This window comes from Streptomyces sp. NPDC030798, assembly GCF_055572275.1.
The window spans coordinates 1-11,753 of the sequence record NZ_JBVIDR010000007.1; the positions used below are offsets into that span (position 1 = coordinate 1).

The 11,753-nt window shown below is 68.7% G+C and carries 13 protein-coding genes and 1 riboswitch; of the genes, 10 read left to right on the top strand and 3 right to left on the bottom strand.

Translation table 11 applies throughout. From position 1 onward, the window contains the following. From ACZ404_RS17280 to ACZ404_RS17290, 3 genes are all read left to right on the top strand, one after another. On the top strand, nt 1-758 hold a 758-nt coding region (locus ACZ404_RS17280; RefSeq protein WP_468440626.1), incomplete at its 5' end, for a cytochrome c oxidase subunit I. Continuing rightward, nucleotides 755-1,153 carry a cytochrome c oxidase subunit 4 gene (locus ACZ404_RS17285; RefSeq protein ID WP_468440628.1) on the top strand — a complete coding sequence of 133 codons (399 nt, stop codon included), beginning with the start codon at nt 755-757 and terminating at the stop codon, nt 1,151-1,153. The genes ACZ404_RS17280 and ACZ404_RS17285, both read left to right, overlap by 4 nt. A gap of 138 nt (nt 1,154-1,291) precedes the next feature. Beyond that, nucleotides 1,292-2,548, top strand: a complete 1,257-nt coding sequence (locus tag ACZ404_RS17290) for a L,D-transpeptidase (RefSeq protein ID WP_468440630.1) — start codon at nt 1,292-1,294, stop codon at nt 2,546-2,548. Between the two features lie 47 nt (nt 2,549-2,595). Here ACZ404_RS17290 and ACZ404_RS17295 read toward each other — a convergent pair whose 3' ends face one another. Then, a complete protein-coding gene (locus ACZ404_RS17295) occupies nt 2,596-2,997 on the bottom strand; it encodes a response regulator (protein ID WP_468440632.1) in 402 nt (133 codons plus the stop codon). A 162-nt stretch (nt 2,998-3,159) separates the two neighbouring features. On the opposite strand from ACZ404_RS17295, the gene ctaE reads away from it, so the two are divergent. The 6 genes from ctaE to ACZ404_RS17325 all read left to right on the top strand — a co-directional run bounded on the left by ctaE (nt 3,160) and on the right by ACZ404_RS17325 (nt 10,247). Next, nucleotides 3,160-3,771: an aa3-type cytochrome oxidase subunit III gene (ctaE, locus tag ACZ404_RS17300; RefSeq protein WP_468440634.1), complete on the top strand. Its 612-nt coding sequence runs from the start codon at nt 3,160-3,162 to the stop codon at nt 3,769-3,771. A gap of 62 nt (nt 3,772-3,833) precedes the next feature. Further along, nucleotides 3,834-4,643 (top strand): cytochrome bc1 complex diheme cytochrome c subunit, encoded by an 810-nt coding sequence (qcrC, locus tag ACZ404_RS17305; protein WP_468440637.1) that lies wholly within the window; start codon nt 3,834-3,836, stop codon nt 4,641-4,643. Beyond that, nucleotides 4,640-5,698 carry a cytochrome bc1 complex Rieske iron-sulfur subunit gene (gene qcrA / locus ACZ404_RS17310; RefSeq protein ID WP_468440639.1) on the top strand — a complete coding sequence of 353 codons (1,059 nt, stop codon included), beginning with the start codon at nt 4,640-4,642 and terminating at the stop codon, nt 5,696-5,698. Before qcrC ends, qcrA begins: the two co-directional genes overlap by 4 nt. Continuing rightward, a complete protein-coding gene (gene qcrB / locus ACZ404_RS17315) occupies nt 5,695-7,332 on the top strand; it encodes a cytochrome bc1 complex cytochrome b subunit (protein WP_468440641.1) in 1,638 nt (545 codons plus the stop codon). Before qcrA ends, qcrB begins: the two co-directional genes overlap by 4 nt. A 120-nt stretch (nt 7,333-7,452) precedes the next feature. Then, nucleotides 7,453-8,517: an anthranilate phosphoribosyltransferase gene (trpD, locus tag ACZ404_RS17320; RefSeq protein ID WP_468440643.1), complete on the top strand. Its 1,065-nt coding sequence runs from the start codon at nt 7,453-7,455 to the stop codon at nt 8,515-8,517. Between the two features lie 72 nt (nt 8,518-8,589). After that, a riboswitch (SAM riboswitch) is annotated at nt 8,590-8,706 on the top strand. A 161-nt stretch (nt 8,707-8,867) separates the two neighbouring features. Further along, the gene (locus tag ACZ404_RS17325; RefSeq protein ID WP_468440645.1) at nt 8,868-10,247 is read left to right on the top strand and encodes an aminotransferase class V-fold PLP-dependent enzyme; all 1,380 of its coding nucleotides are present in this window, start codon (nt 8,868-8,870) and stop codon (nt 10,245-10,247) included. Nucleotides 10,248-10,323: 76 nt separating this feature from the next. Here the strand turns inward: ACZ404_RS17325 and ACZ404_RS17330 are convergent, their stop codons facing one another. After that, a complete protein-coding gene (locus ACZ404_RS17330; protein WP_468440647.1) occupies nt 10,324-10,605 on the bottom strand; it encodes an Lrp/AsnC family transcriptional regulator in 282 nt (93 codons plus the stop codon). After that, complete coding sequence (locus tag ACZ404_RS17335) at nt 10,602-11,342, bottom strand: rhomboid family intramembrane serine protease (protein ID WP_468440649.1); 741 nt, start codon at nt 11,340-11,342, stop codon at nt 10,602-10,604. Before ACZ404_RS17335 ends, ACZ404_RS17330 begins: the two co-directional genes overlap by 4 nt. A gap of 153 nt (nt 11,343-11,495) precedes the next feature. Between ACZ404_RS17335 and ACZ404_RS17340 the strand changes: the two genes are divergently transcribed. Beyond that, nucleotides 11,496-11,735, top strand: a complete 240-nt coding sequence (locus ACZ404_RS17340; RefSeq protein WP_352348351.1) for a hypothetical protein — start codon at nt 11,496-11,498, stop codon at nt 11,733-11,735. The last annotated feature ends 18 nt before the right edge of the window (nt 11,736-11,753 follow it).

Genomic DNA, 11,753 nt, shown 5'->3' on the forward strand with positions numbered 1-11,753 from the left:
TGCTGCCGTTCTTCTCCTTCATGACGTTCCTCATCGCCGTACCCACCGGCGTGAAGTTCTTCAACTGGATCGGCACCATGTGGAAGGGCTCGCTGAGTTTCGAGACCCCGATGCTCTGGGCCGTCGGCTTCCTGATCACCTTCACGTTCGGTGGTCTGACCGGTGTCATCCTGGCCTCGCCCCCGATGGACTTCCACGTCTCCGACTCGTACTTCGTGGTGGCCCACTTCCACTACGTGGTCTTCGGTACGGTCGTCTTCGCCATGTTCTCCGGCTTCCACTTCTGGTGGCCGAAGATGACGGGCAAGATGCTGGACGAGCGCCTGGGCAAGATCACCTTCTGGACGCTGTTCGTCGGCTTCCACGGCACCTTCCTGATCCAGCACTGGCTGGGCGTCGAGGGCATGCCGCGCCGGTACGCCGACTACCTGGCGGCCGACGGCTTCACCGCCCTGAACACCATCTCGACGATCAGCTCCTTCCTGCTCGGCCTGTCGATCCTGCCGTTCCTCTACAACGTCTGGAAGACGGCCAAGTACGGCAAGCCGGTCGGCGTCGACGACCCGTGGGGCTACGGCCGTTCGCTCGAGTGGGCGACTTCCTGCCCGCCGCCGCGGCACAACTTCCTCACCCTGCCGCGGATCCGCAGCGAATCCCCGGCGTTCGACCTGCACCACCCTGAGATCGCCGCGCTCGAGCAGCTCGAGCACGCCGGTCACGGCAGCGCCATCGCGGGCAGCAAGGAGGCCGGCAAGTGAAGATCCAGGGCCGGTTGTTCATCTGGCTGAGCTTCTTCTTCCTGATCATGGCCGCCGTGTACGGCGTGTGGTCGAAGGAGCCGGCCGGTACCACGGCGCTCTTCCTGGCCTTCGGCCTGGCCATCATGGTCGGCTTCTATCTGGGCTTCACCGCCCGGCGGGTCGACGCGGGTGCCCAGGACGACAAGGAGGCCGACGTCGCGGACGACGCGGGCGAGCTGGGCTTCTTCAGCCCGCACAGCTGGCAGCCGCTCGCCCTCGGCATCGGTGGCGCGCTCGCCTTCCTCGGTGTCGCGGTCGGCTGGTGGCTGCTGTACTTCTCCGCACCGATCATCCTGATCGGCCTGTTCGGCTGGGTGTTCGAGTACTACCACGGTGAGAACCGCACCCAGTAGCACGGACGTGCCGTAACACCACCCGGGAGCCCGGACCCTCCGCCAGGAGAGTCCGGGCTCCTGCCGTTGCCACGGTGTCCATCACTCGTACGAGTTACGTGCCGTGCCGGTAAGCTCTCCACCTCATAGCGTGATCGTATGAATCACACTCCGCGGACCCGCACCGTCGTCAGCTGCACCCTGCTGGTGACCGTCCTCGGCGCGGGCATGGCCGCCTGCGGTGCGGACGGCAACCCCCTGTCGGCCCAGCCGTACGACGCAGCGGACCAGATCTCCTTCAGCGGCCCCACCGACGCGGGGAAGCGGGTCGACCCGGACAAGCCCCTGGAGGTCACCCTCAAGGACGACGGGCGCATCACCGACGTCACCGCCCAGGACGCCACAGGACGCTATGTGACGGGTGAACTGGCCGCCGACGGCAGCCGCTGGCACAGCACCTCCCCACTGGCCGCCAACGCCCACTACACGGTCCGCGTCAGCACCGAGGACGGCGACGGCGCACCCGGCCGCAAGATCCTCACGTTCGACACCAGCAAGCCCACGAGCAAGAAGCGGCTGAAGGTCACGCTCGGGCCCAACACGGGCACCTACGGCGTCGGACAGCCGATCACCGCGCAACTCGACCAGCCGGTCAAGGACCGGGCGCAGCGCGCCGTCGTGGAGCGTGCCCTCAGGGTGGACTCGGTACCTGCCGTGCAGGGCTCCTGGTACTGGGTGAGCGACAAGGAGCTGCACTACCGGCCCCGCGAGTACTGGCCCGCGCACGCCACCGTCCAGGTGCGCAGCGACCTGGACGGCGTCCGGATCGGCGACCGTCTCTGGGGCGCGAAGTCCAAGGCCGTGAAGCTGACCATCGGTGACCGGATCGAGGCCGTCACGGACGCCGCCTCACACCAGCTGACCTTCTACCAGAACGGCCGGCAGATCAACCAGATCCCCGTGACCACGGGCAAGCCCGGCTACGAGACGCGCAACGGCGTCAAGGTCGTCCTGGAGAAGCAGTACTTCGTACGCATGCGCAGCACCACCGTCGGCATCGCCGAGGGCAGCTCCGACTCGTACGACCTGCCGGTCTACTACGCCACCCGCGTCACCTGGTCCGGCGAGTACGTCCACGCCGCACCCTGGTCCGTCGGCTCCCAGGGCTATGCCAACGTCAGCCACGGCTGCACCGGCATGAGCACGTCCAACGCCGAGTGGTTCTTCGACCACGTGCACCCCGGCGACATCGTCAAGGTCATCAACTCCAACGGCGACCCGATGGAACCGTTCGGCAACGGCTTCGGCGACTGGAACCTCGACTGGCCCAAGTGGCGCACCGGCACGGCCCTCTCGACAGGCACCCCGGCCCAGTCCCCCCAGGACGCGGCCCGCCTGAGACCGACGGCGCTGTGACCGGCCCAGAGGGGCGCGGGCCGAGCCGGTCCGCGCCCCCCGGGCTCTCATGCGCTCAACAGCTTCTTCCGCCGCAGCAGCGAAGCGAGGGCAGAGGCGAACTCCACCGGCTCCACCGGCAGGGTCACCGCCGCGTCGGCCCGGCTCCACGTCGCCAGCCACGCGTCCTGCGGCCGCCCCATCAGCACCAGCACCGGCGGACAGTCGAACACCTCGTCCTTGATCTGCCGGCACATCCCCATGCCGCCCATCGGCACGGCCTCGCCGTCCAGCACGCAGACGTCGATCCCGCCCTTGTCCAGCTCCCGCAGCACCGCCTCCGGGGTCGCGCACTCCAGGAACTCCACCAGGGGCACGTCCGGGGCCGGCCGACGCCCGGCGGCGAGCCGTACCTGCTCCCGGGTGTTGGAGTCGTCGCTGTAGACCAGCACCGTGGCGGTCGGCTGCATTGTTCCTCCGAGACGTCAGCGTCGTACGGACAGGACGGCCGGGGCCGTCGCGCCGGATGTTACTCCCCTGAACCCCACGTCAACACCGGTTCGACGGGGTCCAACACTCCGAACGGCACCCCCCGGAGTGAGGGCGGGATAAGCGACCGACATAATGTCGGCGTGGCGACAGCAACGACAGTAGAAACCGGGCACGCGCACCCGTCGGTCAACCGGCCGAACCTCACCAGCGTCGGAACCATCATCTGGCTGAGTTCCGAGCTGATGTTCTTCGCGGCCCTCTTCGCGATGTACTTCACCCTCCGGTCGGTGACCGGACCGGCGCACTGGAAGGAGATGGCGCACGCGCTCAATGTGCCCTTCTCCGCGACGAACACCACGGTCCTGGTGCTCTCCTCGCTCACCTGCCAGCTCGGCGTGTTCGCCGCCGAGCGCGGGGACGTGAAGAAGCTCCGCGGCTGGTTCATCCTCACCTTCATCATGGGTGCGATCTTCATCGGCGGTCAGATCTACGAGTACACGGAGCTGGTGAAGAAGGACGGGATCTCCCTGTCCTCCGACCCGTACGGCTCGGTGTTCTACCTGACCACCGGCTTCCACGGCCTGCACGTGACGGGCGGCCTCATCGCCTTCCTGTTCGTCCTCGGCCGCACCTACGCGGCGAAGAGGTTCACCCACGAGCAGGCGACCGCGGCCATCGTCGTGTCCTACTACTGGCACTTCGTCGATGTCGTCTGGATCGGCCTTTTCGCCACGATCTACCTGATCAAGTAGCCGGGACCGCTCCCGCACCTCCAGAAGCATCGACGCAGAAGATCCTGACACCGGGGTAATCCGTGAAAAAGCTCTCCGCACGACGACGCCATCCGCTGGCGGCGGTCGTCGTCCTACTCCTCGCGCTGGCGGGCACTGGGTGGCTGTACGCCGCGTTCGCGCCCACGAGCAAGGCGGCCGATGAAACCTCCCAGTCCCTGACGATCCAGGAGGGCAAGAAGCTCTACGAGGTCGGCTGCGCCAGCTGCCACGGCACCGGTGGCCAGGGCTCCTCCGACGGGCCGAGCCTGGTCGGTGTCGGTGCCGCGGCCGTGGACTTCCAGGTCGGTACCGGCCGCATGCCGGCCGCCACCTCCCAGGGCGCCCAGGTCCCGCGCAAGAAGCCCGTCTACACGCAGGACCAGATCGACAAGCTCGCCGCGTACATCGCCTCGCTGGGCGCCGGCCCGAGCGTGCCGACGTCGCAGCAGTACGGCCCTGAGGGCGCGGACATCGCCAAGGGCGGCGAGCTGTTCCGCACCAACTGCGCGCAGTGCCACAACTTCACCGGCAAGGGTGGTGCCCTCACCAAGGGCAAGTTCGCCCCCAGCCTGGAGAACGTCGACCCCAAGCACATCTACGAGGCCATGCAGACCGGCCCGCAGAACATGCCGTCCTTCCCCGACACCACGCTGACGGAGAAGAACAAGAAGGACATCATCGCCTACCTGAACGCGGTCGACAGCGACAAGACGGTCAACCCCGGTGGTCTGGAGCTGGGCGGCCTCGGACCGGTCACTGAGGGTCTGTTCGCCTGGATCTTCGGCCTCGGCGCGCTGATCGCGGTCGCCGTCTGGGTCGCCGCTCGGACCGCAAAGGCCAAGAAGTCATGAGTAGCCAAGACATTCCAGAAGAGAACCTGCCGGCAGAGCAGGACCACGCGCACGGTGCCGTCGGCGTCGCGGACGAGCAGAACCCGTTCGCCGACCCGGGGCTGCCGCCCCACGAGCACCGCATCCAGGACATCGACGAGCGGGCCGCCAAGCGGTCCGAGCGCGCGGTCGCCCTGCTGTTCACGGTGTCGATGCTGGCCACTCTCGGCTTCATCGCCTCGTACGTGACCATCCCGCGCGACAACTCGATCTTCGTCTTCCCGATCGGTCACGTCAGCGCCCTGAACTTCGCCCTGGGTCTGACCCTCGGTGTGGCGCTGTTCTGCATCGGCGCGGGTGCGGTCCACTGGGCCCGCACCCTGATGTCCGACGTCGAGGTCGCCGACGAGCGGCACCCGATCGAGGCTCCCCCCGAGGTCCGGGCGAAGGTCCACGCGGACTTCCGCCAGGGCGCCAAGGAGTCGGGCATCGGCCGGCGCAAGCTGATCCGCAACACCATGCTCGGCGCGCTCACCCTGGTGCCGCTCTCCGGCGTCATGCTGCTGCGCGACCTCGGCCCGCTGCCCCACAGCAAGCTCCGCCACACGCTGTGGGCCAAGGGCAAGCTGCTGGTCAACATGAACACCAACCAGCCGCTGCGCCCCGAGGACGTCATGGTCGGCTCGCTCACCTTCGCCAAGCCCGAGGGCCTGGAGGAGACCAGCGAGGAGTTCCAGACCGAGATCGCCAAGGCGGCCCTGATGATCGTCCGGCTGCAGCCGGGCAACATCAAGGACAAGCGCGAGCTCGACTGGTCGCACGAGGGCATCGTGGCCTTCTCGAAGATCTGCACCCACGTCGGCTGCCCGATCTCGCTGTACGAGCAGCAGACGCACCACGTGCTGTGCCCGTGCCACCAGTCCACCTTCGACCTCTCCGACGGTGCCCGAGTGATCTTCGGCCCCGCCGGTCACGCCCTGCCGCAGCTGCGCATCGGCGTGAACGACGAGGGTTACCTCCAGGCGCTCGGCGACTTCGAGGAGCCCGTCGGTCCTGCATTCTGGGAGCGCGGATGAGTACTGCACCCAACGACCAGCCCCGCTCGCGCGGGAAGGCACCGGCCGGCGAGCGCGTCGCCGACTGGGCCGACGGACGGCTCGGGATCTACTCCCTGGCCAAGTCGAACATGCGCAAGATCTTCCCCGACCACTGGTCGTTCATGTTGGGCGAAGTGTGCATGTACAGCTTCATCATCATCATCCTGACGGGTGTCTATCTGACGCTGTTCTTCCACCCGTCGATGAACGAGGTGGAGTACCACGGCAGCTACGTCCCGCTCCAGGGACAGCTGATGTCCGAGGCCTTCAGCTCGACCCTGCACATCTCCTTCGACGTGCGCGGTGGTCTGCTCATCCGGCAGATCCACCACTGGGCCGCGCTGATCTTCCTCGCGGGCATGTTCGTGCACATGATGCGCGTGTTCTTCACCGGCGCCTTCCGCAAGCCGCGTGAGGTCAACTGGCTGTTCGGCTTCCTGCTGTTCGTCCTCGGCATGTTCACCGGCTTCACCGGTTACTCGCTCCCGGACGACCTGCTCTCCGGCACCGGTGTCCGCTTCATGGAGGGCGCGATCCTGTCCGTGCCGATCGTCGGCACGTACCTGTCGTTCTTCCTCTTCGGCGGCGAGTTCCCCGGCCACGACTTCGTGGCCCGGTTCTACTCGATCCACATCCTGCTGCTGCCGGGCATCATGCTCGGCCTGATGGTGGGCCACCTGATCCTGGTCTTCTACCACAAGCACACGCAGTTCGCGGGTCCCGGAAAGAGCGAGAAGAACGTCGTCGGCATGCCGCTGCTGCCGGTGTACATGGCCAAGGCCGGAGGCTTCTTCTTCCTGGTCTTCGGTGTCATCGCGGCCATCTCGGCGGTCACCCAGATCAACCCGATCTGGGCCATGGGCCCCTACCGTCCGGACCAGGTGTCCACCGGCGCCCAGCCCGACTGGTACATGGGCTTCTCCGAGGGTCTGATCCGCTTCATGCCGGGCTGGGAGATCAACTTCTGGGGCCACACGCTCGTGCTGGGCGTGTTCATCCCGCTGGTGATCTTCCCGTTGGTCCTGGCGGCCATCGCGGTGTACCCGTTCATCGAGTCCTGGGTCACGGGCGACAAGCGCGAGCACCACATCCTGGACCGCCCGCGCAACGCTCCGACCCGCACCGGTCTCGGTGTCGCCTGGATGACGGTCTACCTGATCCTGCTGGTGGGCGGTGGCAACGACCTGTGGGCCACGCACTTCCACCTGTCGATCAACGCCGTCACCTGGTTCGTCCGGATCTTCGTCTTCGTCGGACCGGTCATCGCGTTCTTCGTCACCAAGCGGATCTGCCTGGGCCTGCAGCGCCGCGACCGCGAGAAGGTGCTGCACGGCCGCGAGACCGGCATCATCAAGCGGCTGCCGCACGGTGAGTTCATCGAGGTGCACGAGCCGCTCAGCCAGGAGCAGCTGCACACGCTCACCGCGCACGAGCAGTACCAGCCGGCCGAGATCGGCCCGACGGTCGACGAGAACGGCGTCGAGCGGAAGGTGAAGTCGTCCGAGAAGCTGCGCGTCAAGCTCAGCAACGCCTACTACGGCGAGGACAACCAGATCCCGAAGCCGACCGTCGATGAGTACAAGGAGATCACGAGCGGCCACGGCCACCACTGATCCCCGCGTCGCCACGCCACACAGAGGGGCCCCGTCCGGCTTGCGGACGGGGCCCTTCGCCGTGCCCGGGGCTGGATAGGGTGGCATCGGACCGTTTTTCTACGACACCAGGAGCGGCTGATGAGCGCTGTGACCCCCGCTGGAGGCGACACCGCGGCGGGCCGTTCCTGGCCCGAGGTACTGAACGCCCTGCTGTACGGCCGCGACCAGAGCGCGGATGCCACGGCCTGGGCGATGGACCGGATCATGCGCGGCGAGGCCACCGACGCCCAGATCGCCGGCTTCGTGGTGGCCCTCAGGGCCAAGGGCGAGACCGTCGAGGAGATCAACGGTCTCGTGCGCGCGATGTACGCGCACGCCAACGTGATCGAGGTGCCCGGGCGGACGGTGGACGTCGTCGGTACCGGCGGCGACGGTGCCAAGACCGTCAACATCTCCACCATGTCGGCGATCGTCGTCGCCGGCACGGGCGCCACGGTCGTCAAGCACGGCAACCGGGCCGCGTCCTCGGCGTCCGGAGCCTCGGACGTTCTGGAGAAGCTGGGCGTCAACCTGGAGCTGACCCCGGCCCGGGTGGCCGAGGTGGCACAGGAGGCCGGGATCACCTTCTGCTTCGCCATCAAGTTCCACCCGGCGCTGCGCCATGCAGGCGCCGCTCGCGGCCAGTTGGGCATCCGCACGGTCTTCAACGTCCTCGGCCCGCTGACCAATCCCGCCCAGGTGCGGGCCCAGGCGGTCGGGGTGGCGGATCCGCGCATGGCGCCGGTCGTCGCCGGTGTCTTCGCCGAACGCGGCAACTCCGCCCTGGTCTTCCGCGGTGACGACGGCCTCGACGAACTGACCACCACCGCCACGTCCCGCGTGTGGGTCGTCCGGGGCGGCAAGGTCACGGAGGAGACCTTCGACCCGCGCGACGTCGGTATCGAGCTGGTGCCCGTCGAGGCCCTGCGCGGCGGCGACCCGTCGCACAACGCGGAGGTCGCCCGCAGGCTCCTGGACGGCGAGACCGGCCCGGTCCGGGACGCCGTACTGCTGAACTCGGCCGCGGCGCTCGTCGCCCTCGACCCGGGCCCCGGGACGCTGGCCGAGCAGCTCCGGGCCGGCATGGACAAGGCGGCGGAGTCGATCGACTCGGGCGCGGCCAAGCGGGCGCTCGAGCGCTGGGTGGCCGCCAGCAACGCCTGACGGCGCGGGTGCGGTCCCGCGATCCGGACACGAGTTGCGGGACCGCGATCACTTCACGTACGTTCCTGTCCAGGTCATGAGTGACAGCCATTCGGCCCCGGCCGGCTGTCCGGCAACCCTCCGTCCGTGGCGGGGTGCCCCGGGTGAGGACCAGGTCGTAGGCAGCGAGGTCTACGGCAAGCGCGGACCCCTCGCACACCAGGGGTCCTGGTCGTTGAGGGAGCCTTCTGTGAGCAAGCGAATGCGATAGGGCGTAGAGCCCCGCCTCCGCACACCCCTTTCTTCTTTCTCCGTGCTCGAGCCGTACCCGCTCGCGCGGCGATTCACCGTGCCTCTCACAGGAGTTCGCCATGTCTGTCCCCACCGCTGCCGCCACCCGGACCATTTGTGCCCCGCTGCCCGTTCTGGGCGCTGATGTCACCGTCCCGCTCGTCACCGGCGGCGAAGTCACCTACGCGGCCCTCGACTACGCGGCCAGCGCCCCCGCCCTGCAGCGCGTCTGGGACGACGTGGCCGCCTACGCGCCCTACTACGGCAGCGTCCACCGCGGCGCCGGCTACCTCTCCCAGCTCTCCACCGACCTGTTCGAGAACGCCCGGAAGACGGTCGCGCGGTTCCTGGACTGCCGCGAGGACGACCAGCTCGTCTTCACCCGGTCCACCACGGACTCCCTGAACCTGCTCGCCCGCGCCCTGCCCGCCGACTGCCGCGTCTTCGTCTTCGAGACCGAGCACCACGCCTCCCTGCTGCCCTGGCCGGAGGACCGCGTCACCTGCCTCGACGCGCCGCGCACCCCGCAGCAGGCCGTCGAGACCCTGGAGCGCGCTCTCGCCGACCGCGCCGTGTCGATCGAGGGGGGTCACGGCCCGGCCCTGGTCTGCGTCACCGGCGCCTCCAACGTTACCGGCGAGCTGTGGCCGGTGCGTGAACTGGCCGCCGCCGCGCACGCCCACGGCGCCCGGATCGTCCTGGACGCCGCCCAGCTCGCCCCGCACCACCCGGTGTCGGTGCGGGAGCTGGACGTCGACTGGATCGCCTTCTCCGGCCACAAGCTGTACGCCCCGTTCGGCTCCGGTGTGCTGGCCGGCCGCGCCGACTGGCTGGTCGCGGCCGAGCCGTACCTGGCGGGCGGCGGCGCCAGCCGCAAGGTCACCCGGCGCGAGGACGGGTCGGTGGCCGTGGAGTGGCACGAGAGCGCCGCCCGGCACGAGGCCGGCTCCCCGAACGTGATCGGCGCCTACTCGATCGCCTCGGCCTGCAAGGCGCTCACCGAGGCCGGCTGGGACGCCCTGGTCGCCCGTGAGCAGTACCTGATCACCAAGGTGCGCGCGGGCCTGGCCGAGGTCCCGCAGGTGAAGGTGCTGTCCCTCTTCGGCGACGACGCCCCCCGGGTCGGCGTGATCTCCTTCGTGGTCGAGGGCTGGAACAGCTCCCACTTCGCCGCCGCCCTCTCCGCCGAGTACGGCATCGGCGTCCGCGACGGCCTCTTCTGCGCCCACCCCCTGGTCCGCACCCTCCTCGGCACCGACCCCCAGACCCAGGGCACCTGCGGCGCCCCCGAGGCGGCCCCCGGCGAGAAGTCCCTGAACGCCATCCGCCTCAGCTTCGGCGCGGGCACCCCCGACGAACACGTGGACCGGTTCATCAACGCGACCAAGCACCTGATCGCCCACGGCGCGAAGTGGACGTACCACACGGAGAACGGCCGCTGCGTCCCGGCGGTGGGCTGACCGACCCCGAGGGGCGCGGGGCACCCGCGGGCGAACCGCGCCCCGCAGACGCTTGGGCCGTCGGGCGCTCAGGCGGTCAGGAATCCAGCCCGATGGAGAACGCAGCCTCGAGATCGTGCTGCGAGTACGTCCGGAACGCCACGTGCGTGTCCGTGCCCTCCACCCCGGGGATCTTGCTGATCCGCCCCGGAATCACCTCGGCGAGGTCCTCGTGCTCCCGCACCCGCACCATCGCGATCAGGTCGTACGTACCGGTGACGGAGAACACCTCGCTCACCGAATCCAGCGAAGCGATCTGCTCCGCGATCTCCGGGATCCGGTCCACGCTGGTCTTGATCAGAACGATCGCGGTGATCACGGCTGCTTCTCTCCCTCGGTGGCCGGAGCTGGGGCGGCTTTCACTCTAGTCGTACGGAATCGCGCCCACGCGTAGCAGAACCCCAGTCCGAACCCCACCAGGTGCGCCAGGTAGGCCACCCCCGGCCCCTGGCCGGAGCGCCCGGCCGCCATCCACTGCAGCCCTGCCCAGAACGGCAGCACGACCCACGCCGGGAACCGCAGCGGCAGGAAGAACAGGAAGGGGAGGAGACTGGTGACACGGGCGCGCGGGAACAGGTACAGGAACGCTCCGAGGACCGCCGAGATCGCCCCGGAGGCGCCGACCAGCGACTGCTCGGAGGCGGCGTTGGCGGCCGCGTAGCCCAGCAGGGCCAGGTATCCGCAGCCGACGTAGAAGAGGGTGAACTCCACCCGGCCCATCCGTTCCTCGGTCATCACCCCGAAGACGAAGAGGAAGAGCATGTTGCCGAGCAGATGCACCCAGCTGCCGTGCACGAACAGGGCCGTGGCCGGGGTGAGCGCCTGCCGGGCGGACCCCTCGAACAGCTCGGCCGGCACCACCCCCCAGCGCCGGAAGTACGCGCGCTGTGCCGCGAGCAGCCCGTCGCCGGAGCCGTACGCCGGGGTGAGCCCCGAGGCCGGACCCAGGACGAAGATCAGGGAGCACAGGGCGATGAGGCCGTACGTCACCGGTGCCGGGCCGCCCCGCACCGCCCTGAGTGCCCTTCCGGCCGCCGTGCTCCACGTACTGATCATGACTACAGAGCATGACGTAACGGGATGCAAGCTGACAGACCGCCTCGCCGCCGTGGACACACGGGCGGCGAAGAGCCCGCAGGCCGTAGGGTTACGAGCCAGACGCGCCGGGTTGCGGCGCGGACCGATGCGAGAAGGAAGCGAACAGGCACGATGACGGTTCCCCTGCCGACCGCCACGACGCGATGGCGCTGCACCCTCTGCGGCAACCTCACCCGTTTCGATGTGACCCGCTCGTCGAAGGTCGTCGAGTACGTCCACCTCGACCTGGCCGGTGAGCCGAGCGTGGAGGAGCGCGAGGTGGTCAGTGAGACCATCGAGTCGGTCCGCTGCCGCTGGTGCAACGCGGTGGATCAGGTGGAACTCGTGGACAGGCCGGGCGCCGGCTCCTGAGCGGAGCGGGCCCGTACA

What these genes read in the sequence shown, in the direction of transcription:
- ACZ404_RS17295 (WP_468440632.1), bottom strand. Translation starts at nt 2,997, where the DNA reads ATGCAGCCGACCGCCACGGTGCTGGTCTACAGCGACGACTCCAACACC.
- ACZ404_RS17340 (WP_352348351.1), top strand. Translation starts at nt 11,496, where the DNA reads ATGACGGTTCCCCTGCCGACCGCCACGACGCGATGGCGCTGCACCCTC.
- trpD (WP_468440643.1), top strand. Translation starts at nt 7,453, where the DNA reads ATGAGCGCTGTGACCCCCGCTGGAGGCGACACCGCGGCGGGCCGTTCC.
- ACZ404_RS17335 (WP_468440649.1), bottom strand. Translation starts at nt 11,342, where the DNA reads ATGATCAGTACGTGGAGCACGGCGGCCGGAAGGGCACTCAGGGCGGTG.
- qcrA (WP_468440639.1), top strand. Translation starts at nt 4,640, where the DNA reads ATGAGTAGCCAAGACATTCCAGAAGAGAACCTGCCGGCAGAGCAGGAC.
- ACZ404_RS17325 (WP_468440645.1), top strand. Translation starts at nt 8,868, where the DNA reads ATGTCTGTCCCCACCGCTGCCGCCACCCGGACCATTTGTGCCCCGCTG.
- ACZ404_RS17290 (WP_468440630.1), top strand. Translation starts at nt 1,292, where the DNA reads ATGAATCACACTCCGCGGACCCGCACCGTCGTCAGCTGCACCCTGCTG.
- qcrB (WP_468440641.1), top strand. Translation starts at nt 5,695, where the DNA reads ATGAGTACTGCACCCAACGACCAGCCCCGCTCGCGCGGGAAGGCACCG.